Below are 24,151 nucleotides of genomic sequence, written 5' to 3'. Positions count from 1 at the left end.
GTCCCGTCGCGACCAGGACCGCCGCCGCCAGGACGAGCACCGGGCCCAGGGCGAGGACCCGGTGGCCAGGCCCTGCTCCTCGTCCGGGACACCGCAGGTCACGGTGATGCCGTACGAGATGATCGCGCCAGGGTGGCCCATGCCGGCCAGGGAGGCGGCGGCCGTGGCGAGCCAGGCGGACCGGCTCCCGGTGCCCAGGCCCAGCAGGGCGGCGATCAGGGTGCCCTGGCCGACGAGCGAGCCGACCGGCGTACGGCGCGGGCCGAAGCGGCCGATGACCCTGGCGCGCAGGTGCCGGCGACGGGCGATGGATCCGGTGGCCGGGTGAGGTGGCCGGGGATGGGGTGGACCCCGTGGTGCGGTCGGCGTGGGTTCGGTTCGTATGCTCCTTTCCATGACCGACAACAGTGCGCTTGACCCCGAGGACCGCAAGATCGTCACCCTGGCCCGTTCGGCGCGGGCTCGTAACGGGGTGCCCGAGGGGGCGGCCGTACGGGACGACACCGGGCGGACGTATGTCGCGGGGACGGTGGCTCTTCCCTCGTTGCGGTTGAGTGCTTTGCAGACGGCGGTGGCGATGGCCGTGGCGTCGGGGGCGAAGTCCTTGGAGGCGGCGGCCGTGGTGACGGACGCCGAATCGGCCTCCGACGAGGACCGGGCCGCCGTCCGGGATCTGGGCGGGCCGCAGACTCCGGTGCTGGTGGCAGGGGTCGACGGCACCGTGCGGAGCACCGTGACCGCCGGCTGATACCCCCGGTAACACTTGGCCGGAATTCCGGCTTGCCGTTCCCCGTCCCACGCGCATCAATGGAACCGGAAATTCCGACGGACCGTCAGATTCAGCTCGCGCGGCGTCCCGCACCACGCCCGTGAAGCCCGGCCGTCCGTCGGGATGCACCCCCCGTCCATCCCCACATGGCAGTCCCCACCACGGGAAGGGAACCGGATTCCATGAAAGGCAAGCGCACAGGCACTGGTGCGGCACTGGCCGTCGGCACGCTCGCGGCCCTCGGGCTCGCGTTCGCACCCACCGCCCTGGCCGTCACCCCGGACACCGCGACCATCGACGCCGACTGTGGCGCCTACGGCAGCGGCGAGGCCACCCTCACCGCCACCCAGGACGGCACCGCCGCCACCGTCACCGTCACCTCGGCGATCAACGCGCCCCTCGCGCTCGACGAGGACTCGATCGCCTCGACCCTCACCTTCGTGAACGCGAACGGCGGCACCACCACCTTCACCGGCACGGAGAACCCCGCCATCGCGGCCGGCGATCCGGTCACCGTCGGCCCGCTCAACGGCACCGTGGCGTCCGGCGACAGCCTGGAGTCGTACGGCGGTTCGCTCCAGATCGTCGTCTTCGGGATCACCGTCACCTGCACGGCGACCGGTCCGCAGGCGCCCGGACCCTTCGTGTTCGACTGATCCTCCCCGGCATATCCCGGTTGCCGCAGGAACTGACAGATCGTCAGATTTCTGCGGCAACTCCATTGACTTCTCACGCGATCCACACATCAATGCCCCCTGTCCGCACAGGACTTCAGGAGCTTCCGGAGGGGGCACATCCATGGGTTCGACGACTCGAAGACGCCGTCTGGCGTCCTTTGTCGGGGCGACCGCGCTCGCGGTCACCGCGGGCGGCGCACTGGCCTGTCCGGCCGGTGCCGCCACCAACGTGGACTTCGCCACGCACTGCATCCCGCCCGCGGTCGCGGGCATCCCGCCGATCGACGGCACCACGACGGCCGCCATCGCCGTGGACAACACCAGCCCCAAGGTGGGCGACACCGTCACCGTGACCTACACGGTGGTCAAGCCGGCCGCCAGCAACCCCACGGCCCTCGCCCTGCCGGCCGACATCATGACGCCGACCGGCAAGGTCACCCTCGGCGGCGCCCAGACCGGTGCCGTGACGGTGGCCGGACCGAAGAAGAACGACCCGGTGCCGGGCAACGGCGCCTTCCCGTCGTTCTCGATGACCGGCACCTTCAAGGTCACCTCACCCGGCGCGATCACGCTCTCGCCCGGCGACTACAACATCCACACCAGCTACATCCTCGAACTGGACACCCCCTGCACGGTGATCACCCCGCCCGCCCCGGTCTCCGAGACGGTCACCGCGACGGACGCGAACCCCGTCAACGAGCGGGACATCGCGCTGGGTTCGGCCTCCGGGAAGCCCGGTGACAGCGTCACCGTCACCGGCAGCAAGTTCACCCCGGGCGCGACGGTCACCCTGGCCGGGCGGTCCGGCGCCGCCCAGACCGCGGACACCGCCACCGCGACCGCCGACTCCTCGGGCGCGTTCAGCGGCTCGCTCGTCGTCAACGACAAGACGACGACCGGTGTCGTCGCGTACGAGGGCAGCGTGTTCAGCGACGCCAAGGGGGCGGGGCCGAAGGCGTACGTCGTCATCGACGACACCCCCGTCCCGGCCGGCAGCCAGAAGGTCACCACCACGGTGAAGGCGGGCACGCTGTCCATGTCCCAGGCCGGGGACGCGGTCAGCCTCTCGGCGGTGGACTACGGCAAGGGCGGTGCCTCGACCGGTGACCTGAACAAGGTGACCGTCCAGGACTTCCGCGGCGGACCCGCCGGCTGGTCCCTCACCGGCAAGGTCACCGACTTCTCCGGACCCGGCGCCAAGATCGACGCCGGTGCGCTGAGCTGGAGTCCCGCCTGCGCCACCAAGGCGGGCAGCCCGAGCACCTGCCAGGCCGGTTCCGCCGGCGCGGTCGGATCCTCGGGAGCGACGCTCGCGTCCACGCCCAACGGCACGCTCACCGGCGGTGAGTTCACCGTGGACGCCGGACTCTCCCTGAACGTACCGGCGTTCACGCCTCCCGGCACGTACTCCGGCGTTCTCACCCTCACGCTCAGCTGACCGTACGGGCGCCCGCACCCGCCCGTCCGTCCTTCTCGCACCCGTGGGGGTCCGCACCCATGCGCAAGCTGTACGTCCTCTTCCTGAGCCTGTTCCTGGCCACCGCAGCCGCAGCGGCCGCACCCGCGCACGCCGCCGACAACGGCAGCTGGTCCGTGTACCCCGCCGCCTCCCAGATCGCGGCGCGGCCCTACTTCTACCTCTCCGCCGACCCCGGCCAGACCATCGACGACAAGGTGGTCGTCACCAACAAGACCGGTCGGCCGCTGACCTTCCGGCTGTACGCCGCCGACGCCTACAACACCGCCCGCGACGGCGGTTTCGCCGTGCGTACCGTCGCGGAGAAACAGCGCGGGGTGGGGGCCTGGGCGAAGCCCGCGAAGTCCCGGGTGACCGTCCCCGCGCACGGAAAGGTCACCGTGCCCTTCACGCTGTCGGTGCCCGAGGGCGCCGAACCGGGCGACCATCCCGGCGCGTTGGTGGCGCTGGACGAGCGGATCGACAAGGGCGACGGCGCGGTGGCGCTCGGTGTGCGGCGGGCCGTCGCCGCGAGGATCTATCTGCGGGTGGGCGGACCGACCGTGCCGGCGATCGCCGTCGAGGACGTCCGCGTCAGCCACCACCAGCCGCTGGTACCGGGGTTGGGGGACAGCGGTGCGACGATCTCGTACACCCTGCGCAACACCGGCAACGTCACTCTGAACCCGAAGGTGGAGCTGCGGGCGACGGGGTTGTTCGGACGCACGCTGCTCGCCCGCGAACTTGCCAGCATCCCGGGGGAGTTGCTTCCCGGGCAGCGGGTCCGGCTGACTGAACCATGGCAGGACTCGCCGCAACTCGACTGGGGCGACGTGAAGTTGACGGCGAGTGCGAAGGACACGCGGGAGTCGGCGAGCGCGTCCTTCTTCGCGTTGCCGTGGCTGGTCGCGGTGTTGCTCGGGGCGGGGGGCGCCGTGGGGACGGTGCTGTTCGTCAGGGCGCGGCGGGCGCGGACCCCGGTCGTCTAGTCACGGCCCAGGGTGCGGCGGAGGATGCCCTTCTTCGGCGCGGGGCGCTGTGCGGGAGGGGCTTCCTTCGAGGCGACGAGTTCGGCGACGGTCAGGCGGGCGTAGTCGGTGCGGGTGTAGGGCTCGTCGTCGTCCGAGGGCCACGACTCCCTGGTGAGCTCCAGCAACCAGCTCGTCTCGGAGGTCCGGAACACGAGGCGGCCGTACTCCTCGGCGCGCCAGGAGTCCTCCACGTAGGAGAGGCTCAACTCCTCGGCGCGCGCGAGAGCCTGCTCCCTGCCACCCTCCACGTGCACCTTGTTCTTGAGGCGCCAGTTGCTGTCGCTCCAGCCCGCGTTCTCCTCGACGAGGACGTACCACTCGCTCACGGCGCCCCCCCTCAGAGCGCGTCCGGGCCGCGCTCGCCCGTCCGCACCCGTACGACCGTCTCCACCGGCAGCGCCCACACCTTGCCGTCACCGATCTTGCCCGTCCGGGCGGCCTTGACGATGGCGTCGATCACCGGGTCCGCGTCGGCGTCCTCGACGACGACCTCGATGCGGACCTTGGGGACCAGGTCGACCTGGTACTCGGCGCCGCGGTACACCTCGGTGTGGCCGCGCTGACGGCCGTAGCCGCTGGCCTCCGTCGCGGTCAGGCCCTGGACGCCGATCTCCTGGAGCGCGGTCTTGACCTCGTCGAGGCGGTACGGCTTGACGATCGCGGTGATGAGCTTCATGCCTGGGTCGTGGCTTTCTGATCGGAGGGGGCGGAGGGGAGTACGGAGGACGCGCCGACCGGGGCACCGTGGCCCAGGACGCCGTGATCGTATGCGGTCTCGGCGTGCACCGTAAGGTCCAGGCCGGTCTGCTCGTGTTCCTCGTCGGCCCGGAAGCCCAGCACCTTGTCGATCAGCTTCCCGATGCCGTACGTCACCAGGAAGGCGTACGCGCCCACGGCGACCACGGCCACCAGCTGCTTGCCGAGTTGGGCGAGTCCGCCGCCGTACAGCAGTCCCTCCGTGCCGCCGGTCATCTCCCGCACGGCGAACACGCCGATCAGGAGCGTGCCGATGACTCCGCCGACCAGGTGGACGCCGACCACGTCGAGCGAGTCGTCGTAGTTGAGCTTGAACTTCCAGCCCACCGCGTAGGAGCAGACGACACCGGCGGCGAGGCCGACGACGAGTGCGCCGAGGAGGGAGACCGAGCCGCAGGACGGGGTGATCGCGACCAGACCCGCGACCGCGCCGGAGGCCGCGCCCAGGGTGGTGGGGTGGCCGTCGCGCTTCTGCTCGACCAAGAGCCAGCCGAGCAGGCCGGTGCAGCCCGCGGCGAGGGTGTTGAGGAAGGCTGCGGCCGCGAGGCCGTTGGCGCCGAGAGCCGAGCCCGCGTTGAAGCCGAACCAGCCGAACCAGAGCAGGCCCGCACCGAGGATGACCATGGGGAGGTTGTGCGGGCGCATGGCGTCCTTCTTGAAGCCCAGACGCGGGCCGAGGACGAGCGCGAGGGCGAGACCGGAGGCACCGGAGGTGATCTCGACGGGCAGACCACCCGCGAAATCGAGCGCGCCGAGCGTGTCCAGGACCCAGCCACCCGGGCCCCACACCCAGTGGGCGACGGGAACGTATACGAGCAGTGCCCAGACCGGGACGAACACCAGCCATGCCCCGAACTTCGCGCGGTCCGCGATCGCGCCGCTGATCAGCGCGGCCGTGATGATCGCGAAGGTGAGCTGGAAGGTGGCGAAGAGGAGGGTGGGGACGGTGCCGTGGACACTGTCGGGGCCGAGGCCGCTCATCCCGGCGTGCTTCAGGTCGCCGATCAGGCCGCCGAACGCGTCGTCGCCGAAGGCGAGGGAGTATCCGGCGACCAGCCACACCACCGTGACCAGGGCGATCGATACGAAGCTCATCATCAGCATGTTGAGGACGCTCTTCGTGCGGACCATGCCGCCGTAGAACAGGGCGAGGCCCGGGGTCATCAGCAGGACGAGGGCGGTGGCGGCGAGCAGCCAGGCGGTGTCACCGGTGTCGATGCGCGCTGCTGCTTGTGCGGCGGCGAGGGGCATGGAGGTCTCCAACGAGGTGGGGGCTCGTCAGAGGGTCACGGGCGTGCGTTTCCGGTTGTGCACGAGGGTGTTTCCGTCGTGTTTCATTGCGCTGGGGTTTCCGGAAGCTCACGGTCGGGCGGGTGCGCGGGCGCCTGTGCGGCGGGGCTCTGTGGATCAGGGAGAATGGGGCGCATGAGCGTTCGCAGTCAGTCATCCGAGCCGCCGGCATCGTCGCAGGCACCCCACCGCGCCGGCTTCGCCTGCTTCGTGGGCCGCCCCAACGCGGGCAAGTCCACCCTTACGAACGCTCTGGTCGGCCAGAAGGTGGCGATCACCGCGAACCAGCCGCAGACCACGCGGCACACGGTGCGCGGGATCGTGCACCGGCCCGAGGCCCAGCTGATCCTGGTCGACACCCCCGGACTGCACAAGCCGCGCACGCTGCTGGGGGAGCGGCTCAACGACGTCGTGCGGACGACCTGGGCCGAGGTCGACGTGATCGGCTTCTGTCTGCCGGCGAACGAGAAGCTCGGACCCGGTGACCGTTTCATCGCGAAGGAACTGGCGGGGATCAAGAAGTCCCCGAAGGTCGCGATCATCACCAAGACGGACCTGGTCGACTCCAAGACCCTGGCCGAGCAGCTGATCGCCGTCGACCAGCTCGGCAAGGAGCTGGGCATCGAGTGGGCGGAGATCGTCCCGGTGTCGGCGACCGCGAACAAGCAGGTCGACCTGCTGGCGGACCTGCTGATCCCGATGCTTCCCGAGGGCCCCGCGCTCTACCCGGAGGGCGACCTCACCGACGAGCCCGAGCAGGTCATGATCGCGGAACTGATCCGCGAGGCCGCGCTGGAGGGCGTCCGCGACGAGCTCCCGCACTCCATCGCGGTGGTCGTCGAGGAGATGCTCCCCCGCGAGGACCGCCCCGCCGACAAGCCCCTCCTCGACATCCACGCCTTCCTCTACATCGAGCGCCCCAGCCAGAAGGGCATCATCATCGGCCCCAAGGGCAAGCGCCTGAAGGAGGTCGGCATCAAGTCACGCAAGCAGATCGAGGCGCTACTCGGCACACCGGTCTTCCTGGACCTCCACGTCAAGGTGGCGAAGGACTGGCAGCGGGATCCCCGGCAGTTGCGGAAGCTGGGGTTCTAGGGGGTCGCCGGCTGCGGGGACAGGTCCTGCAAGCCCAGCACCCGCAGCAGTTGGAGTCGTTCGTACGCCTCCGTCCCCGGGCGGGCCGTGTGGACCACCAGGAGGTGGTGGTGTTCGTGGCTGACCATGACCTCGCAGTCGAGTTCCAGTAGGCCGACCACGGGGTGCACGAAGCGTTTCGTCGCCCTGTCGCGCTGCGACACCTCGTGTTCGTCCCACAGGCGCGCGAACTCCTCGCTGCCCGCACGGAGTTCGGCCACCAGGGCCGTCGGTTCCGGATCGTCGGGGCGGGCCGCGGCCACCGCGCGCAGGGTCGCGACCTGGGTGCGCGCGTGCTCCGCGAGGTCCTCCTCGGGGAAGAGCGTGCGCGCGGTCGGGTCCAGGAAGAAGCGCCGGACCAGGTTGCGGTCGCGCCGCGGGCGGGACATCGCGTCGCCCACCAGCGCCTTCGCCATCGCGTTCTGCGCCAGCACCTCGCCACAGTCGTTCACCACCTGCGCCGGGGTGTCGTGCAGCCGGTCCAGGATCAGCAGCAGCCCCGGGCGGACGTGCGCCGACGCCGTCTCGCGGCGCGGCGGCTCCTCGCCGGTCAGGTGGAACAGATGGTCCTGCTCCACATCGGTCAGGCGCAGCGCCCGGGCCAGCGCGGTCAGCATCTGACGGGACGGGCGAGGGCCACGGGACTGCTCCAGTCGCGTGTAGTAGTCCACCGACATCCCCGCCAGCTGCGCCACCTCCTCGCGGCGCAGACCGGGCGTGCGGCGCCGGGCGCCCGGCGTCAGACCCACGTCGGACGGGTTCAGCCGGGCGCGGCCACGGCGCAGGAAGTCGGCGAGTTCGGCTCGGTTCACCCCTCCAGCGTGCGGCACCCCGTCCGGCTTATCCAGGGTCTGCCGATCCCCCGATCAAGAGGTCTCTCCCGGTGCCCGTCCGGCCGTTCCACGCTGGTCGGGACGAGAGGAGCAGAAACATGCTGACTTTGGTGACAGGTACGACAGGACAGGTAGGCCGGCGCTTCGTGCCCAGGCTGCTGGCGCAGTCCCGGCCGGGGGAGCGGGTACGGGTACTGGTGCGCGACACGGTTCGCGGTGAGCCCTTCGCGGAACTCGGTGCCGAGGTCGTCGTAGGAGATCTGCGCGACACGGAGGTGCTCGGCAAGGCCGTCGCCGGGGTGGACGCGGTCGTGAACGTCGCCGCGGCCTTCCGGGGCGTGCCGGACGAGGAGGCCTGGGCCGTCAACCGGGACGCGGCCGTGGAGCTGGGCCGTGCCGCGGTGGCCTCCGGTGTTCGGCGGTTCGTGCAGGTCAGCACCGGCCTTGTGTACGGCGAGGGGCGGGGGCGCCCGGTCACGGAGGAGGACGAGAGCCGGCCCGGCGGGTCCATGTGGGGTGCCTATCCCGCGTCCAAGGCGGAGGCCGAACGGGAGCTGTTCGCGCTGGAGGGGCTCGACGTGCGGGTCGGGCGGCTGCCCTTCGTCTACGGCGAGGGGGATCCGCATCTCGCCCAGTCCCTGATGTGGGCGAAGAACTGGGCGTCGGGCCAGCGGCTGCACATGGGGCACCACGTGGATGTCGCCCAGGGGTTGTTGCGGATCCTGCATGCGCCGGGGATCTCGGGGCGGGTGTACAACATCGCCGACGACGCGCCGGTGACGGCGGTGGAGTTGCATCAGCTCAACGGGGTGGAGGTTCCGGGGGAGTCGTACGAGCGGGTGGATCCCGATCCGTGGCTGGTGATTATGTCCACGGAGCGGATTCGGCGGGAGCTGGGGTATCGGCCGGTGTATCCGTCGGTTTATGCGGCTCGGGAGGCCGGGGCGTTGTGATGCTGCGGTTGGTTGTCGTCTGCGGGCCGGTGGGGGCTGGTCGCGCCCACGCGGCGGAGCCGCACATCGATACAGCCCCGCGCCCCTGACGGCATCTAGTCAACGCCCCTTATACGGCCAACCAGTACGGCTCCCGCCAAACCCAGCGCCGCCGCCACCCCGTACAGCACTCGGTATCCCCCTAGGTGCGTGACGATTGGTGCCGCCAGGGCGGGGGCCGCCACCTGGGGGAGGGCGTTCGCCACGTTGATGACGCCCAAGTCCTTGCCCCGATCCGTCGCCGTCGGCAGGACGTCCGTCATCAGGGCGAAGTCGACCGACATGAACACCCCGAGGCCCACCCCCAGCAGCGCCGCCACGACGATCGCGCTCGGCCAGGTCTGCCATACCGCGAGCAGCCCCGTGGCCACCGCCATCAGCACACCGGACCAGCGCACGAACGGCTTGCGGCGGCCCACCCGGTCCGACCAGACGCCACCCACGACCACGGTGGCCAGCAGCGCCACGCTGTCCACCGCGGTCAGGATCAGTACGCCCTGCTCGGGGTCGTCGTGGTGCAGGCGGTCCCGCAGGTAGTACAGCAGATACAGAATCACCAGCGCGTTGCTGAGGTTGATCAGGAAGCGGGTCAGCCAGGCCCAGGCGAAGTCGGGGTGGCGGCGGGGGCTCAGCCAGAAGCCGCGTGCGAACGACCGCCACGACCAGGCGGGGCGGTCCGCCGCCGCCAGCCGGAGATCCCGGTGGCGGAGCACGTACGGCAGGACGCCCGCCAGCGTGAACACCGCGCACGCCGCATAGCCCGCCGCGATCCCGCCGGCCGCCGTCGCAAGCCCCGTGCCGACGACCGCGCCCAGGATCTGCGCCGCCCCGATCCAGCCGCCCACCGCGCCCCGCTGGAACCGCGGCACCCGGTCCGGCACGGCCGCCGTGACCGCCGCGAAGGCCGCGTTCAGGGTCAGCTGGACCAGACACCAGCCGAGCGTCATGACCCACAGCCCGCCCGCCCCGCCGAGCACCAGCAACGACAGCGCGCCGCCCGCCGCACCGGCCACGATCCACGGGCTGCGGCGGCCCCAGCGGGCCGTGGTCCGGTCCGACAGCGCGCCGAAGAACGGGTTCGCCGCCAGCGACACCACCGCGCCCACGCCGGTCACCCAGGCCAGCAGCGTCTCCTTCGACATTCCGGCGCCGGGCGCGAAGTCCTCCGCCTGCCGGGCCAGCAGGATCTGCAGCGGGCCGTACCAGCCCACCCAGATCGCCACGTTGGCCAGCGAGAGGGACGCGGTCCAGCCCTTGCCGACGCGCTCGACAGGCTCCGCGAGAGCCGTGCTCACCTCTGTGCCCGGAGCAGCTCCCGATACCACGCGTACGACGCCTTCGGGGTCCTGGCCAGCGTCTCGAAGTCGACGTGCACCAGCCCGAACCTGCGTGCGTACCCCTCCGCCCACTCGAAGTTGTCCATCAGCGACCACACGAAGTACCCGCGCACGTCCACACCCGCCTCGACCGCCTGGTGCAGGGCGCGGATGTGGCCGTCCAGGTAGGCGATCCGGTCCTGGTCGTCGACGCCCTGGTAGGAGCAGCCGTTCTCCGTGATGACGACGGGCGGGAGCCGGTCGCCGTAGCGCTCGTGGAAGGCGGTGAGGAGTTCGGTGAGCCCCTCGGGAACCACCGGCCAGCCGAAGTCCGTCACCGGGACGCCCTCGATCTCCTGGACGGAGAAGGGGAGTTCGGCGGGGATCGTCAGTCCGCCGAACTCGATGTCCTCGCCCTGCGGGGCGCCCACGCGGGTCGGGGCGTAGTAGTTGACCCCGTAGAAGTCGAGCGGCTCGCTGATGACCTTGAGGTCGGCGGCCACGTCGCCCGGCATCAAGTCGCCCAGTCCGGAGGGGTATTCACCCAGCAGCACAGGGTCGGCGAACAGCCGGTTCAGGAGCAGGTCGTAGAAGTCGGCCGCCTCCAGGTCCGGTTGCTCCTGGGAGGCCGGCCACGTGGGGCCGTGCGAGTTGGCGATCCCGATGTCCGTGGCGCCGGACGCGCGCAGTGCCTGTACGGCCAGGCCGTGGCCCAGGAGCTGGTGGTGGGCGGCGGGCAGCGCGTCGAACATCAGCTGCTTGCCCGGGGCGTGGGCGCCGAGCGCGTGGCCGAACAGGGTGTGTTCGGCGGGCTCGTTGAGGGTGATCCACTTGTTGACGCGGTCGCCGAGACGGTCGGCCACCAGGGACACGTACTCCGCGAACCGGGACGCCGTGTCCCGCTCCAGCCAGCCGCCCTTCTCCTGGAGCGCCACCGGCAGGTCCCAGTGGAAGAGCGTCGGGACCGGACGGACGCCCGCCGCGACCAGTTCGTCCACGAGGCGGTCGTAGAAGTCGAGGCCGCCCTCGGAGCGCACCCGCGGCCAGGAGATCGAGAAGCGGTACGCGTCCACGCCCAGGCCGGCCAGGAGGGCGACGTCCTCGCGGTAGCGGTGGTAGTGGTCGCAGGCCACCGCCGCCGTCGAGCCGTCCTTCACCCGTCCCGGTTCGGCCGTGAAGGTGTCCCACACGGACCGCTCACGCTCGTCCGCCGCGCCCTCGATCTGATGGGCCGAGGTCGAGACGCCCCACAGGAAGCCGGCCGGGAACCGGGGGATCGCATGCTCTTGAGTCGCCATGCGCCGGATCATCGGTACCGGCGGGTAGGTAAGTCAACGGGCGGGCGTGAACAAGGAGTTACGCGCCCTCTTTGAGTACCTTCGAGATCAGTCTCCGCTGCTCCTCCGTCAACCGGGGATCGGCCGCGTACACGGTCCTGCCGTCCACGGTGATCTCGTAACTGAAGCCGTCCGGAACCCCGATGGGCCGGGTGCCCCGGCCGGCGGCGAGAGCCTTCTCGGCCAGGGCCTGCCATTCGTGGGCATCGGGCCGCCCGGAGGTGTCGACCTCCTTGTGCCGCTCGATGCCCGCGAATCCGCCCGTGCGCCGCACCTGAATACGCATGGGTCCCTGTCTAGTACGGACTCAGAGGATCCGCACCCCGACCTGCTCCCAGGCCTTGGACACGGCCTGGAGTTCGTCGCCCTCGCTGAAGCGGGCCTTCGCCGCCGCGACCGTGAGCTTCGCGAAGTCGGTGAACAGGGCCCGGTCCGAGAGTTCGCCGCCGGTCAGGACGTCGTACCAGATCTGTCCCGCCTTCTCCCAGGCATGGCCGCCGAGTGCGTTGGCCACCAGGTAGAACGCGTGGTTGGGGATGCCGGAGTTGATGTGCACCCCGCCGTTGTCGCGGCCGGTGCGGACGTAGTCGTCCATCGTCGCGGGCTGCGGGTCCTTGCCGAGCACGTCGTCGTCGTACGCGCTGCCCGGCTCCTTCATGGACCGCAGGGCCTTGCCGGAGACGCTGGGCGCGAGCAGGCCCGCGCCGATCAGCCAGTCGGCCTCGGCGGCGGTCTGGCCGAGCGTGTACTGCTTGATGAGCGAGCCGAAGACATCGGACATCGACTCGTTGAGGGCGCCCGGCTGGCCGTAGTAGGTGAGGTTCGCCGTGTACTGCGTGACGCCGTGGGTGAGTTCGTGGCCGATGACGTCGATCGGGATGGTGAAGTCGAGGAAGATCTCGCCGTCACCGTCGCCGAACACCATCTGCTCGCCGTTCCAGAAGGCGTTGTTGTAGTTCTCGTCGAAGTGGACGGTCGCGTCGAGCGGGAGGCCGTCGCCGTCGATCGAGTGGCGCGCGTAGGCCTTCAGGTAGAGGTCGAAGGTGGCGCCGAGACCGGCGTAGGCGCGGTTGACGGTGGCGTCCTGGCCGGGCTCGGAGCCCTCGGCGCGGACCTTCCGGCCGGGCAGGTCCGTCTGGTGCCCGGCGTCGTAGAGGGTGCGCAGCGGCTGGTCCGACGGTGCCTTCGCCGTCGGCGCGGCCGCGAGGCCGAACTCGGTCGTCACGCGGCGGCGGCCGCGCAGCTCGCTGTCGCGCATCAGCGTGCGCCGGGCGGGACCGGAGAGTGCGGGATCGTCGTTCCTGGCCAGCTTGTCGAGGACATGCGGCGGGATGACGGTGCAGAAGACGGGCTCGAAGCCCCCGTGAGTCGTCATGCCCCGCACCCTTGCACTGAGTCATGACCGTGTCACTAGCCGCAACCATGATTGGTGAAATATGCGGACAGGGGAGTGCACGCTCCGTGACGAAGTGGTATGGCGCACTTTTTGTCCGCTTCACTCCCTTTCGATTCCCTGGTCCCGCATACTGATACAGCGCCCCGCACCGGGAGCGGCTCCGCTAGCATTCTGCGCATCATGCGTTTCGGGCTGCTTCTTCTTAGCTGCCGCGGCGAGGGCCTGTAAGCCAGGTCGACTCCCTCCCCGCGGAGCTTCGCGTTGCGTGTCGGCCGTCCTTCCCGGACATCCTGAGGAGCCCCGCAATCATGGCGAACCGCCAGCAGCCCAGCACCATGCCGATCCACAAGTACGGCCAGTACGAGCAGGTCGACATCCCGGACCGCACCTGGCCGAACAAGCGGATCACCGTCGCCCCCCGCTGGCTCTCCACCGACCTGCGTGACGGCAACCAGGCCCTGATCGACCCGATGTCGCCCGAGCGCAAGCGCCGGATGTTCGACCAGCTGGTCAAGATGGGCTACAAGGAGATCGAGGTCGGGTTCCCGGCCTCCGGGCAGACGGACTTCGATTTCGTGCGGTCGATCGTCGAGGAGCCCGGCGCGATCCCGGACGATGTCACGATCTCCGTACTGACCCAGGCCCGCGAGGACCTGATCGAGCGGACCGTCGAGTCGCTGAAGGGCGCCAAGCGCGCCACCGTCCACCTGTACAACGCCACCGCTCCCGTCTTCCGCCGCGTGGTCTTCCGCGGCTCCAAGGACGACATCAAGCAGATCGCCGTCGACGGCACCCGCCTGGTGATGGAGTACGCGGAGAAGCTGCTGGGCCCGGAGACGGAGTTCGGCTACCAGTACAGCCCCGAGATCTTCACCGACACCGAGCTGGACTTCGCGCTGGAGGTCTGCGAGGCGGTGATGGACGTGTACCAGCCGGGCCCGGGCCGCGAGATCATCCTCAACCTGCCCGCCACGGTGGAGCGTTCGACCCCCTCCACGCACGCGGACCGCTTCGAGTGGATGCACCGCAACCTCTCCCGCCGCGAGTACGTGTGCATCTCGATCCACCCGCACAACGACCGCGGCACCGCCGTCGCCGCCGCCGAACTGGCGCTGATGGCCGGCGCCGACCGCGTCGAGGGCTGTCTGTTCGGGCAGGGCGAGCGCACCGGCAACGTCGACCTGGTCACCCTGGGCATGAACCTGTTCTCGCAGGGCGTCGACCCGCAGATCGACTTCTCCGACATCGACGAGATCCGTCGTACGTGGGAGTACTGCAACCAGATGGAGGTCCACCCGCGCCACCCGTACGTGGGCGACCTGGTCTACACGTCCTTCTCCGGCTCCCACCAGGACGCCATCAAGAAGGGCTTCGACGCCATGGAGGCCGACGCGGCCGCGAAGGGCGTCACCGTCGACGACATCGAGTGGGCGGTCCCGTACCTGCCCATCGACCCGAAGGACGTAGGCCGTTCGTACGAAGCCGTGATCCGGGTCAACTCGCAGTCCGGCAAGGGCGGTATCGCCTACGTCCTGAAGAACGACCACAAGCTGGACCTGCCCCGCCGGATGCAGATCGAGTTCTCGAAGCTCATCCAGGCCAAGACGGACGCCGAGGGCGGCGAGGTCACCGGCTCCGACATCTGGGCGACCTTCCAGGACGAGTACCTGCCCAACCCCGAGAACCCGTGGGGCCGTATCCAGGTCAGGAACGGCCAGTCGACGACGGACACCGACGGCGTGGACACGCTGCGCGTCGAGGCGACGGTCGACGGCGAGGACACGGTCCTCACCGGCAGCGGCAACGGGCCGATCTCGGCCTTCTTCGACGCACTCGCCAAGGTAGGCATCGACGCCCGGCTGCTGGACTACCAGGAGCACACGATGAGCGAGGGTGCCTCCGCGCAGGCCGCCTCCTACATCGAATGCGCGATCGACGGCAAGGTTCTGTGGGGAATCGGCATCGACGCGAACACGACGCGTGCGTCGCTGAAGGCGGTCGTCTCCGCCGTCAACCGAGCCGCTCGATAATCCCTCTGACCGGGGGTTTTGGGGCCTTGATCGCTGTATACGGCGATCAAGGCCCCGTCGTTTATCGGCCACCGGCGCGTGGAGGTCACGGGAAGGTCTCGTCGGGGGTACTGACTCCGCCTCACTGATGTGGCTAACATCACGCAAGCGCGGCGATGTTGCCGCGGGGTTACGCGGAGGTGTGACGTGCTGCCAGGACGGGGACGAAACGGCCGTGCTGCCAGGCCTGCGCGCCTCCTGGGCACCCGTACCGCGTGGACGACCGTCGGCGACGGCGAGTTCTTCTGCACCGGCTGCGGGGGCGACCGCAACTTCCAGCGCCTGACGGGCCGTCGCCGCCTCGTCCTGCTGGGCGTCCCGGTCCTGCCGCGCGGTGACACCGGCCCTGTGGTGGAATGCGCGGCCTGCCGACGCCACTTCGGCACGGACGTCCTCGACCACCCCACCACGACCCGCTTCTCCGGGATGCTCCGCGACGCCGTCCACACCGTCGCGCTCGCGGTCCTGGCGGCGGGCGGCACCTGCTCGCGCACCTCCTTGGAGACCGCGGCCGCCACGGTCCGCGCGGCGGGCTTCGACGACTGCACCGAGGACCAGCTGGAGGCCCTGGTCGAGGCCCTCGCCGAGGACACCGGCCGGGTCTACGACCGCCCCTGCGGAGCCGGCCTCGCCATAGAGCTCCACGAGGCCCTCGACCCGCTCGCTCCCCACCTCGCCCCGGCGGGCCGCGAGTCGATCCTCCTCCAGGCCGCCCGCATCGCTCTGGCGGACGGCCCGTACACCCCGGCGGAGCGGGACGTCCTCACGACGGTGGGCACGGCCCTGACCATCTGCGCGGACGACGTGGCGCGGCTGCTGGCAGCGGCGCGGACGCCGTCCTGACGCTTCCGGCCCGGGGCCGCGAGGCGGTCCTGCTTCAGGCGGGCGACGTGATCAAGCTGATCGCGGCGGCCCCGACGCCGTCCTGATACTCCCCGGGGAGTAATTCGCGCCCCGGGCCACCCCTGGCAGTACCCCCCGACTCGGCCTCACGCGCGACGAACACCCGCCCCTTCGCCGGGAGTCTGGAAGCGATCCAGACATCCGAACCGGAGGGAGGCCCGTCGATGGGGGCCGCAAAAATGAGCGCACGGCGACGACGTGCCGTGCCCTGGCTGGTGCTGGGGCTGTGGATCGTCCTGCTGGTGGCCGTGTCGCCGTTCGCGTCGAAGCTCGCGGACGTGCAGCGGGACCGGGCCGTGGACTATCTGCCGGCGAGCGCGGACTCGACGCAGGTCGCGAAGATCCAGGACCGGCTGCCCGGAGGCGAGGCCACGCAGATGGTCGTCGTCTACCACCGGGACGGCGGGCTGACGGCGGCCGACAAGGCGGCCGCCGCCGGGCAGATCGGGCGGATCGCGGACGCGCACACGCTCACCGCCGAGCCGCGGGGCATTCCGTCCAAGGACGGGACCACCGTGATGTATCCCGTCGCCAGCACCGAGCCGGGAACGGACGAGAAGGCCCGCGACCGCCTCGTCAACGACGTGCGGGACATCGCGAAGGGCGAGGACGGGCTCGGCGTCGAGGTCGGCGGGGAAGGGGCCCTCGCCACCGATGCCGGCGAGGTCTACGACTCGCTCGGCGGACCGCTGCTCTACACGACCGCCGCGGTGGTGGCCCTGCTGCTGATCGTCATCTACCGCAGTCCACTGCTGTGGCTGGTGCCGCTCGGCGTCGCGGGCATGTCGGAGTTCCTGGCGCGGGCCGTCGCCTACGGGCTCAACCAGGGGTTCGGAACCTCCGTCACCGGTCAGAGCTCCGGCATCATGACGATCCTCGTGTTCGGTGCCGGCACCGACTACGCGCTGCTGCTCGTCTCCCGGTACCGGGAGGAGCTACGGCGGACCGAGCGGCCGTACGACGCCATGGCCGCCGCGCTCAAGGGCTGCGGGCCCGCAGTGCTCGCCTCCTCCGGGACCGTGGCCGCCGGCCTGCTGTGTCTGCTCGCCGCCGACCTCAACAGCAGCCGCGGAATGGGCCCGTTGGGGACGGTCGGGGTGCTGGTCGCGCTCGCCTCGATGATGACCCTGCTGCCCGCGGTCCTCGTGCTCCTCGGCCGCCGGGTGTTCTGGCCGCTGGTGCCCCGCTACGGCAGCACCCCCAAGGTCCGCCGGTCGCTGTTCGCCGCCATGGGCACCTCGGCCGGGCGGCGGCCGCTCACGGTGCTGGCCGGCGGGGCCGTGCTGCTGGGGGCGCTCGCGCTGGGCGTGCTGAACCTGCCCGGCAGCATCAAGCAGGAGGACTCGTTCACCACCAAGCCCGACGCGGTCGCCGCCATGCAGACGCTCGCGGAGGCCTATCCGGAGCGGGGCACGCAACCCATCGGCGTCATCACCCCGGCCGACCGCGCCGACGCGACCCTCGCCGCGATCCGCGGCACGCAGGGCGTCGACAGCGCGCAGAAGGGACGTACCGGAGACGGCTGGACCGAGATCGCCGTCACGGCGAAGAGCGCCCCGCAGTCCGCCGGGGAGACCGCGACCATCGAGGCACTGCAGGACCGACTCGACGGCTCCTACGTCGGCGGTCCCAGCGCCGAGCAGCTCGACCTGAAGGACACCAACGCGCGGGACCGGAGGATCGTCGTACCGATCGTCCTCGTCTCCGTGCTGCTCATCCTGATCGCCCTGCTGCGGTCCCTCGTCGCGCCGCTGATCCTCGTGGCGGCCGTGGTCGCCGTGTGGGGCGCCGCCCTCGGCATCGGCGGGCTGGTCTTCGGGCCGGTGTTCGGCTTCGAGGGCACCGACCCCGGACTCGGGCTGCTGTCCTTCGTGTTCCTCGTCGCCCTCGGCGTCGACTACGGCATCTTCCTGATGCACCGGATGCGTGAGGAGTCCCTGGCCGGCGCCGAACCGGTCACCGCCGCCCTCACCGCGCTGCGCACGACCGGCGGGGTCATCGCCTCGGCGGGCCTGGTCCTCGCGGCCACCTTCGCGGTGCTCACCAACATGCCGCTGGTCCAACTCGTCGAGCTGGGCTTCGTGATCGCGGTGGGCGTGCTCCTCGACACGTTCCTCGTGCGGACCTACCTCGTCACCAGCGCGGCCGTCGCGCTGCGGCGGAAGGTGTGGTGGCCGGGCCCGCTGTCCCGGGAGCCCGAGCCGCCGGTCCGCACCGAGCGCCGGCCGGAACGCGTGTGACGAGGTCACTCATGGGCGCCCTTCCCTCCCGGAAGGGCGCCTTCCTCCCCGAGGATGACACCGTGCACGAGACCACGAGGCCCCGGCTGGGGGACCGGATCATGGCGGCGGTCAACCGCGACCCGCGGACCGCCCCGCACGGCACCCGCAACGACGCGGTGCTCGTCGGCGTACTGGCGGTCGCGGCCGTGTGCGCAGGCCTGTTCACCGACGACGGCCTGCGCCCCGACACCCTCGGCTGGACACTGCTGCTGGCCGCCCATGTGCCGATCGTGTGGCGGCGGCGCCGCCCATTGCTCGTGCTGGCAGCGGTGGTGGCGCTGCTCGTGCCGTACCACGCCCTCGACAACAACCACTTCGCGCCCACCCCGGTCGCCTACGTCGTCCTCTACACGGTCGCCGTCACCGGCCGCCCCCTGCGGACGGTCCTGACCGGCGCCACCGTCCTCGCTGTCTCCACGAGCGTCATGCTCACCGTCAGCGCCCATCAGGCCGTCGAACTGCTGCGGACCTCCGGCTGGATCATCGCGGTCCTCTTCTGCGGCATCGACGTCCGCTACTACCGCCAGTACGTCGCCTCCATCGTCGAGCGTGCCGTCCGCGCCGAACGCACCCGCGAGGAGGAGGCCCGCCGCCGGGTCGCCGAGGAACGGCTGCGCATCGCCCGTGACCTGCACGACCTGCTCGCCCACAGCATCACCCTGATCGGTGTGCAGACCTCCGTGGCCGCGCACGTCCTGGCCGCCGACCCCGAACGCCTCGACCGGGAGGCGGTCGCCAAGTCCCTCGACGACATCGCCGAGACCTGCCGGACCGCGCGCGGCGAACTCCGCACCACCCTGGAGGTACTGCGCGAACACGGCCACCAGGACACCCGCGGCCCGCTGCCCGGCCTCGACGGCCTGCCCGACCTCGTCGCGGCGGCCCGGCTGTCGGGCGCCCGCGTCGAACAGGACCTGCGCATCCGCACCGATCCGCCGCCCGCCGTCGGCGCCGCCGCCTACCGGATCGTCCAGGAGGCGCTCACCAACGCGGTCCGGCACGCGGGACCCGAACCCGCCGTACGCCTGAGGCTGTACGCCGAACCGGGCGCCCTGCGGGTGTCGGTGACCGACGACGGCACCGGGCCCGTCCCCGGCGGCACCCCCGGCTTCGGGCTCGTCGGCATGCGGGAGCGGGCCCGCAGCGTCGGTGGCACACTCGACGCCGGACCACGCCCCGAGGGCGGATTCGAGGTGACGGCGGCGCTGCCGCTCACCATGGGGGAGGGAACCGTATGACCATCCGCGTGCTGCTCGCCGACGACCAGACCCTGGTGCGGGCCGCGTTCGCCATGCTCGTCGAGTCGGCGCGGGACATGGAGGTCGTGGGAGAGGCGGCCAGTGGCCGGGAGGCCGTGGGGGCGGTCCGCGAAGTGCGGCCCGACCTGGTGGTGATGGACATCCGCATGCCCGACCTGGACGGCATCGAGGCGACCCGGCTCATCGCGGCCGACGAGGAGCTCGCCGGGGTGCGGGTGCTGGTCCTGACCACCTACGACACCGACGAGAACATCGTCGAGGCACTGCGTGCGGGGGCCTCCGGGTTCCTGGTGAAGGACACCCGGCCGGCCGAACTCCTCGACGCCATCCGCACGGTGGCGGCCGGTGAGGCGCTGCTCTCCCCGGGGCCGACGGCCCGCCTGATCGAGCGGTTCCTGCGCAGCCCGACGGTGCCGATGCCGGTGCCGGGCGGTGGGCCCGAGTGCCTCTCCGACCGGGAGCGAGGCGTGCTGGCGCTGGTCGCGCGGGGCCTGAACAACACCGAGATCGCCGAGGCCCTGGGCCTCAGCCCGCTCACCGCGAAGACCCACGTCAGCCGGATCATGGGGAAGCTGGGGGCGCGGGACCGGGCGCAACTGGTCATCGTGGCGTACGAGTCGGGGATGGTGACTCCGGGGACCATGTAGGGCTCAGAGCAGCCCGGCCCCGGCCAGGAACCGGCCCACTCGCGCCACCTCCGCCTCCGACAACGGCACCTGTGGCTCCGCCGTCGCCGGGCAGTCGATCACGCCCCGCAGATACAGCGCCGCCTTGAAGGCGCCCAGGGCCGAGGACGAAGCGCCCATGCGCGCCGGGTCGCCCACGGTGACCATGCCGAACAGGGCGCACAGCCGCTCCTGTTCGGCGCGGGCCGCCTCCCGGTCACCCGCGCGGACCAGGCGGTCGAGACGGACGTATCCCTCGGGGTCGACGTTGGCGAGCCCGGGCACCGCCCCGTCCGCGCCGACGGCGAGGGCCGCGTCGACGATGAGTTCGGAGCCGGTCAGGACGCTGAAGCCGGTGATGTCGGGGTGGGCGCGGGCGCCGGAGACGACGGTGCGGAAGCCGGCGAGGTCTCCGCTGGAGTCCTTGAGGCCGGCCAGGACGCCCTCGGCGGCCAGGTCCAGGACCACGTCCGCGGGGAGCTTGGTGTGCACACCGCTCGGGAGGTCGTACGCGATGACCGGGACCGGGCTGCCGGCCGCGACCAGCCGGTAGTGGCGGGCGATCTCCACCGGGTGGGTACGGGCGTAGAACGGCGCGGTGACGACCACCGCGTCGGCGCCCGCCGCCGTCACCGCCCGCACATGGTCCAGGACCCGGGCCGTCGTCATGTCGATCACCCCGGCCAGCACGGGCAGCCGCCCCCCGACATGCCCGGTCACCGTCTCCACCACCAGCCTGCGCTGGGCGTCCGTCAGAAAGGCCGCCTCGGACGACGTACCGAGCACGAACAGCCCGTGCACCCCGCCCGCGACCAGATGGTCGACGAGCCCGATCAGCGAGGGGACGTCCACCTCGCGGTCCGGTGTCAGGGGCGTGCAGACGGGCGGGACCACACCGGTCAGCGGGGCGGGCAGGGTCATCGGGGCTCCTCGGGATCGGCCGTCCACTGATCCTCCCGCAACGGGTGAGGGGGCGCCGACCCCTGTACGGCGCCCCCTGTCCCGAGCTGCCTCGCTACTGCACCTGCTGGTACGACGTGTCCTCGGCGGAGTCGTAGATCAGCTTGCCGTCCTTGTCGTAGCCCTTGATGTGCGGGTTCCTGGTGACCTGTTCGGTCAGGGTGCCGGAGGCGACGAACCAGCCGTGATCGAGGACGGCCTCGCTGTCGGCGCCGCCGTAGGAGACGGTCACCTTGGCGACCGTCGGTTCGACCGTGCCGATGAAGCCCCAGCCGAACGGCAGCTTCCAGTGGCCCTTGTCCAGGAAGGACTGCTGGTAGAGCTTGCCGCCGTTGATGTCGGCCAGTACGGGCGGGGAGTCCGGCTGCCGGTCGCTGCCGACACTGGAGTTGAGCCCGGAGGCCTCCCCGTCCTTGATGTTGCAGATCAGCCGGGTCTCCTTCGGCTTCTCCTTGACGGCGACCACGAAGATGCCGTCACCGGGCGCGTTGGAGTCACCGGTGCTGTTGAGCGCCAGGATGATCCGGTACTCGTCGGCCTTGCCCAGATCCGGGGAGGCGATGCCGCCGCCGTGGTCCACGCGGTCCCGGTCGTACGCGAGGCACTTGTCCAGCCCCTCCGCTGCCTGCTCCAGCGTGATCCCGTCCCGGAGCTGCCCCGCCGTGGCCGGTCCCGCCGGCCCAGTGGGCGTGGGAGAGGGGGGAGGAGTGGGTGTCGGTGTGGCGCTCGCGGACGCCGTGGGTGTCGTCGCCGTGTCGGCCGTCCCCGTGCCCCCGCCGCCCACCGCGAACGCCCCCACCGGCACCGCGGCCAGGGTCGCCAGGACCGCCCCTGCCACCGCCACCCGGCGGCGCCGCTCGACCACGCCCTTGCGGCGGATCTGCGGATACGGCGCCGGCGACGGCCGGATCGTGTACGCGTCCTCGGCGAGCAGCTCCCGCAGTTGCTCCTCGAAGTCCCGCTCCCCTTCGCTCATTTCGCTCATTTCGTCCCTCCCTGCGGGGCGCGGTCCATGACCTGCGCGAGCCCCGGATACGTACGCAACTTCGCCAGCCCCTTGGACGCCTGGCTCTTGACCGTGCCCGGGGAGCAGCCGAGCACCTCGGCGACCTCCGCCTCCGACAGGTCCTCCCAGTACCGCATGACGACCACCGCCCGCTGCCTGGGCGGCAGTTGGGCCAACGCGCCCAACAGCACCCCGCGCTCCTCGACCCGCGCCACGGCCTCGTCCCGGCCCGCCCGCTCCGGCGGCGCGTCGGTCAGCGACTCCTTCACGCGCCGCTTGCGGAAGCGGTCGCTGTTGCAGGTGACGAGCATCCGCCGGACGTACGCCTCCGGGTTGTCGCTGCCCGACACGCGCCGCCAGGAGCGGTACGCCTTCGCCAGCGCCGTCTGCGTCAGGTCCTCGGCGTGATGGGCGTCGCCGGTGAGCAGATAGGCGGTCCGCACGAGGTGCGACCATCTGGCTCTGACGAATTCCTGGAACCGGTCCTCTTGTTCGGCCTGCATCAAGCACCCTCCCTCGCCCACCAGACCACGGTCGGGGCCGATTCGGTTGCCCGGGCATCGATGACGGGTTCGAATGGGGTCATGAACGGGTGGGACGCACAGGAACCCGGTGTCCTCCGGCTGCCGTCCGGACGCCTGGTACGGGGGCGTGGTCTCCGGCACGCACTGGACCCGCACGCGCCGAGACCGTCGTACGGCATCTATCTGCTCGGTGGCGGCCCGCCGGAGGTTCCCTGGACCTCCCACTGGCTCCGCTGGCCGGACTTCCGGCTGCCGGCGGACCGGGAGGAGTGCCGCGCGGTACTGACGGAGGCGTGGGGGCGGACCGCCGGGGAACGGGTCGAGATCGCCTGCGGGGGCGGCCGGGGCCGTACCGGAACGGCCCTGGCCTGTCTGGCCGTTCTGGACGGCGTGCCCCCGGAGAGGGCGGTGGCCTACGTCCGGGAGCACTACGACCGGCGGGCGGTGGAGACGCCGTGGCAGCGCTTGTACGTCAGGCGGTTCCGGCCGGCCGGGTGAGGGTGTCGGCGACCGCCCGCGCCGCGTCGGCGACCAGCGCGTCGACCCGTACGGCGTCCTGCGCGGGCATCGTCGACAGCACGGACAGGACGATCGGGTCACCGGCCCCGGTCCATACGACCCCGACGTCGTTGTTGGTGCCGTAGGAGCCGCCGCCCGTCTTGTCGGCGATGGTCCACGTCTTCGGCAGACCGGCGTGGAAGCGGTCGACGCTGGTCGTGTTGTTCAGCAGCCAGTGCGTGAACAGCTCACGGTCCCGGCGGTTCAGCGCGTCGCCGAGGACCAGCCGGCCGTAGGTGCGACCGATTGCGTACGGGCTCGTCGTGTCCGTGCGCCGCCACGGCTCGGCGGTGTTGAGCTCGGGCTCCCAGCGGTCGAGTCGGGTGACCCGGTCGCCGAGGGAGCGGGCGAAGCGGGTGATCGCGGTGGGGCCGCCGAGTTCGCGCAGGAGGAGGTTGCCGGCCGTGTTGTCGCTGTGGGTGATGGCCACCTCGGCGAGCTCGGCGACCGTCATGCCCTCGGCGAGATGCTCGGCCGTCTGGTCCGAGCCCGGGATCACCAGGTCGTCCTCGGTGTAGTGGATCCGGCGGGCGAGGACCTCGCCGTCCCGGTCCAGGTCGCGCAGGACGGCGGCGGCCGCGAGGGCCTTGAACACGGAGCACATCGGGAAGCGCTCGTCGGCGCGGAAGCGGACGGACCGCTGGGTGGCGAGGTGGTGGGCGAAGACGCCGAGCCGGGCGTCGTACCGCTCTTCCAGCGCGCGCAGCCGGGCGGTGACGTCGTCGGCGGCATACGCGGTCGTGCCGGTCAGGAGTGTGGCCGCACCGGCCGTACCGGCCAGAAGGGCGCGTCGGGACAGCTTTCCGGAGCCCAAGATCTCCTTCTCCTTCGTTCGGGGACAGAAGCCGATCTCTTCAGTGATCGACGTCGGCGGTCATCCCTTGGTTGCGCCGCCGCAGACCATCGGCCGACGGACAGGCCCGCGCCCGGCCGACACA

24 protein-coding genes and 1 pseudogene are annotated in these 24,151 nt (G+C 71.2%); 12 read left to right on the top strand and 13 right to left on the bottom strand.

Going from position 1 to position 24,151, the window contains the following annotated elements:
• Positions 1 to 57: 57 nt before the first annotated feature.
• Positions 58 to 308 (bottom strand): annotated as a pseudogene (locus ACIBJB_RS03960) (MFS transporter); the annotation flags it as partial.
• Between the two features lie 86 nt (positions 309 to 394).
• Between ACIBJB_RS03960 and ACIBJB_RS03955 the strand changes: the two are divergent.
• From ACIBJB_RS03955 to ACIBJB_RS03940, 4 genes are all read left to right on the top strand, one after another.
• Positions 395 to 748, top strand: a complete 354-nt coding sequence (locus ACIBJB_RS03955) for a hypothetical protein (RefSeq protein WP_059205404.1) — start codon at positions 395 to 397, stop codon at positions 746 to 748.
• A 203-nt stretch (positions 749 to 951) separates the two neighbouring features.
• Positions 952 to 1,425 carry a hypothetical protein gene (locus ACIBJB_RS03950; RefSeq protein ID WP_398926202.1) on the top strand — a complete coding sequence of 158 codons (474 nt, stop codon included), beginning with the start codon at positions 952 to 954 and terminating at the stop codon, positions 1,423 to 1,425.
• Positions 1,426 to 1,567: 142 nt separating this feature from the next.
• Entirely contained in the window at positions 1,568 to 2,884 is a 1,317-nt protein-coding gene (locus ACIBJB_RS03945) for a beta-xylosidase (protein ID WP_398926200.1), read from the top strand.
• Between the two features lie 59 nt (positions 2,885 to 2,943).
• Positions 2,944 to 3,891, top strand: a complete 948-nt coding sequence (locus ACIBJB_RS03940; protein WP_398926198.1) for a WxL protein peptidoglycan domain-containing protein — start codon at positions 2,944 to 2,946, stop codon at positions 3,889 to 3,891.
• Here ACIBJB_RS03940 and ACIBJB_RS03935 read toward each other — a convergent pair.
• Genes ACIBJB_RS03935 through ACIBJB_RS03925 form a run of 3 tightly spaced genes read right to left on the bottom strand, consistent with a single transcriptional unit; the run spans position 3,888 to position 5,940 of the window.
• On the bottom strand, positions 3,888 to 4,259 hold the full coding sequence (locus ACIBJB_RS03935; protein ID WP_398926196.1) for a hypothetical protein: 372 nt from the start codon (positions 4,257 to 4,259) through the stop codon (positions 3,888 to 3,890). The genes ACIBJB_RS03940 and ACIBJB_RS03935 overlap by 4 nt on opposite strands.
• A gap of 11 nt (positions 4,260 to 4,270) precedes the next feature.
• Positions 4,271 to 4,609, bottom strand: a complete 339-nt coding sequence (locus tag ACIBJB_RS03930) for a P-II family nitrogen regulator (protein ID WP_398926193.1) — start codon at positions 4,607 to 4,609, stop codon at positions 4,271 to 4,273.
• Positions 4,606 to 5,940 (bottom strand): ammonium transporter, encoded by a 1,335-nt coding sequence (locus ACIBJB_RS03925; protein WP_398926191.1) that lies wholly within the window; start codon positions 5,938 to 5,940, stop codon positions 4,606 to 4,608. Before ACIBJB_RS03925 ends, ACIBJB_RS03930 begins: the two co-directional genes overlap by 4 nt.
• A gap of 165 nt (positions 5,941 to 6,105) precedes the next feature.
• Between ACIBJB_RS03925 and era the strand changes: the two genes are divergently transcribed.
• The gene (era, locus tag ACIBJB_RS03920) at positions 6,106 to 7,074 is read left to right on the top strand and encodes a GTPase Era (RefSeq protein WP_398926189.1); all 969 of its coding nucleotides are present in this window, start codon (positions 6,106 to 6,108) and stop codon (positions 7,072 to 7,074) included.
• Here era and ACIBJB_RS03915 read toward each other — a convergent pair.
• Positions 7,071 to 7,925, bottom strand: a complete 855-nt coding sequence (locus tag ACIBJB_RS03915) for a helix-turn-helix transcriptional regulator (protein WP_398926187.1) — start codon at positions 7,923 to 7,925, stop codon at positions 7,071 to 7,073. The genes era and ACIBJB_RS03915 overlap by 4 nt on opposite strands.
• 119 nt (positions 7,926 to 8,044) lie before the next feature.
• Here ACIBJB_RS03915 and ACIBJB_RS03910 point away from each other — a divergent pair, with 119 nt between their 5' ends.
• Complete coding sequence (locus tag ACIBJB_RS03910; RefSeq protein WP_398926185.1) at positions 8,045 to 8,899, top strand: NAD-dependent epimerase/dehydratase family protein; 855 nt, start codon at positions 8,045 to 8,047, stop codon at positions 8,897 to 8,899.
• 95 nt (positions 8,900 to 8,994) lie between these two features.
• Here the strand turns inward: ACIBJB_RS03910 and ACIBJB_RS03905 are convergent, their stop codons facing one another.
• From ACIBJB_RS03905 to ACIBJB_RS03890, 4 genes are read right to left on the bottom strand one after another with little or no spacing between them, the layout of a single operon-like run.
• The gene (locus ACIBJB_RS03905; RefSeq protein WP_398926183.1) at positions 8,995 to 10,233 is read right to left on the bottom strand and encodes an MFS transporter; all 1,239 of its coding nucleotides are present in this window, start codon (positions 10,231 to 10,233) and stop codon (positions 8,995 to 8,997) included.
• Entirely contained in the window at positions 10,230 to 11,564 is a 1,335-nt protein-coding gene (locus tag ACIBJB_RS03900) for a GH1 family beta-glucosidase (protein ID WP_398926181.1), read from the bottom strand. The genes ACIBJB_RS03905 and ACIBJB_RS03900 overlap by 4 nt, the downstream gene beginning before the upstream one ends.
• A gap of 46 nt (positions 11,565 to 11,610) precedes the next feature.
• Positions 11,611 to 11,877 carry a protealysin inhibitor emfourin gene (locus ACIBJB_RS03895; RefSeq protein ID WP_328638533.1) on the bottom strand — a complete coding sequence of 89 codons (267 nt, stop codon included), beginning with the start codon at positions 11,875 to 11,877 and terminating at the stop codon, positions 11,611 to 11,613.
• 21 nt (positions 11,878 to 11,898) lie between these two features.
• On the bottom strand, positions 11,899 to 12,966 hold the full coding sequence (locus ACIBJB_RS03890) for a M4 family metallopeptidase (protein ID WP_398926178.1): 1,068 nt from the start codon (positions 12,964 to 12,966) through the stop codon (positions 11,899 to 11,901).
• A gap of 329 nt (positions 12,967 to 13,295) precedes the next feature.
• Between ACIBJB_RS03890 and leuA the strand changes: the two genes are divergently transcribed.
• From leuA to ACIBJB_RS03865, 5 genes are all read left to right on the top strand, one after another.
• Positions 13,296 to 15,017, top strand: a complete 1,722-nt coding sequence (gene leuA / locus ACIBJB_RS03885; RefSeq protein ID WP_398926176.1) for a 2-isopropylmalate synthase — start codon at positions 13,296 to 13,298, stop codon at positions 15,015 to 15,017.
• Between the two features lie 186 nt (positions 15,018 to 15,203).
• Positions 15,204 to 15,899 (top strand): TerB family tellurite resistance protein, encoded by a 696-nt coding sequence (locus tag ACIBJB_RS03880; RefSeq protein ID WP_398926174.1) that lies wholly within the window; start codon positions 15,204 to 15,206, stop codon positions 15,897 to 15,899.
• Between the two features lie 224 nt (positions 15,900 to 16,123).
• Entirely contained in the window at positions 16,124 to 18,199 is a 2,076-nt protein-coding gene (locus ACIBJB_RS03875; protein ID WP_398926172.1) for an MMPL family transporter, read from the top strand.
• 11 nt (positions 18,200 to 18,210) lie between these two features.
• Positions 18,211 to 19,479: a sensor histidine kinase gene (locus ACIBJB_RS03870; protein ID WP_398926170.1), complete on the top strand. Its 1,269-nt coding sequence runs from the start codon at positions 18,211 to 18,213 to the stop codon at positions 19,477 to 19,479.
• On the top strand, positions 19,476 to 20,147 hold the full coding sequence (locus ACIBJB_RS03865; RefSeq protein ID WP_398926167.1) for a response regulator: 672 nt from the start codon (positions 19,476 to 19,478) through the stop codon (positions 20,145 to 20,147). The genes ACIBJB_RS03870 and ACIBJB_RS03865 overlap by 4 nt, the downstream gene beginning before the upstream one ends.
• 3 nt (positions 20,148 to 20,150) lie before the next feature.
• Here ACIBJB_RS03865 and ACIBJB_RS03860 read toward each other — a convergent pair whose 3' ends face one another.
• From ACIBJB_RS03860 to ACIBJB_RS03850, 3 genes are all read right to left on the bottom strand, one after another.
• Complete coding sequence (locus ACIBJB_RS03860) at positions 20,151 to 21,086, bottom strand: dihydrodipicolinate synthase family protein (RefSeq protein WP_398926165.1); 936 nt, start codon at positions 21,084 to 21,086, stop codon at positions 20,151 to 20,153.
• A 94-nt stretch (positions 21,087 to 21,180) separates the two neighbouring features.
• Positions 21,181 to 22,101 carry a hypothetical protein gene (locus tag ACIBJB_RS03855; RefSeq protein ID WP_398926831.1) on the bottom strand — a complete coding sequence of 307 codons (921 nt, stop codon included), beginning with the start codon at positions 22,099 to 22,101 and terminating at the stop codon, positions 21,181 to 21,183.
• A 5-nt stretch (positions 22,102 to 22,106) separates the two neighbouring features.
• On the bottom strand, positions 22,107 to 22,634 hold the full coding sequence (locus tag ACIBJB_RS03850) for a SigE family RNA polymerase sigma factor (protein WP_280857518.1): 528 nt from the start codon (positions 22,632 to 22,634) through the stop codon (positions 22,107 to 22,109).
• An 81-nt stretch (positions 22,635 to 22,715) separates the two neighbouring features.
• Here ACIBJB_RS03850 and ACIBJB_RS03845 point away from each other — a divergent pair, with 81 nt between their 5' ends.
• Entirely contained in the window at positions 22,716 to 23,153 is a 438-nt protein-coding gene (locus ACIBJB_RS03845; protein ID WP_398926163.1) for a protein phosphatase, read from the top strand.
• On the opposite strand, the gene bla is transcribed toward ACIBJB_RS03845, so the two are convergent.
• Positions 23,128 to 24,027 carry a class A beta-lactamase gene (gene bla, locus ACIBJB_RS03840; RefSeq protein ID WP_398926161.1) on the bottom strand — a complete coding sequence of 300 codons (900 nt, stop codon included), beginning with the start codon at positions 24,025 to 24,027 and terminating at the stop codon, positions 23,128 to 23,130. The genes ACIBJB_RS03845 and bla overlap by 26 nt on opposite strands.
• Positions 24,028 to 24,151: the final 124 nt, after the last annotated feature.

The organism is Streptomyces sp. NPDC050759, from assembly GCF_044456945.1.
Taxonomy (GTDB): Bacteria; Actinomycetota; Actinomycetes; order Streptomycetales; family Streptomycetaceae; genus Streptomyces.
The sequence above is the reverse complement of the archived record's forward strand: the minus strand, read 5'-3'. Positions and strand labels throughout refer to the sequence as shown.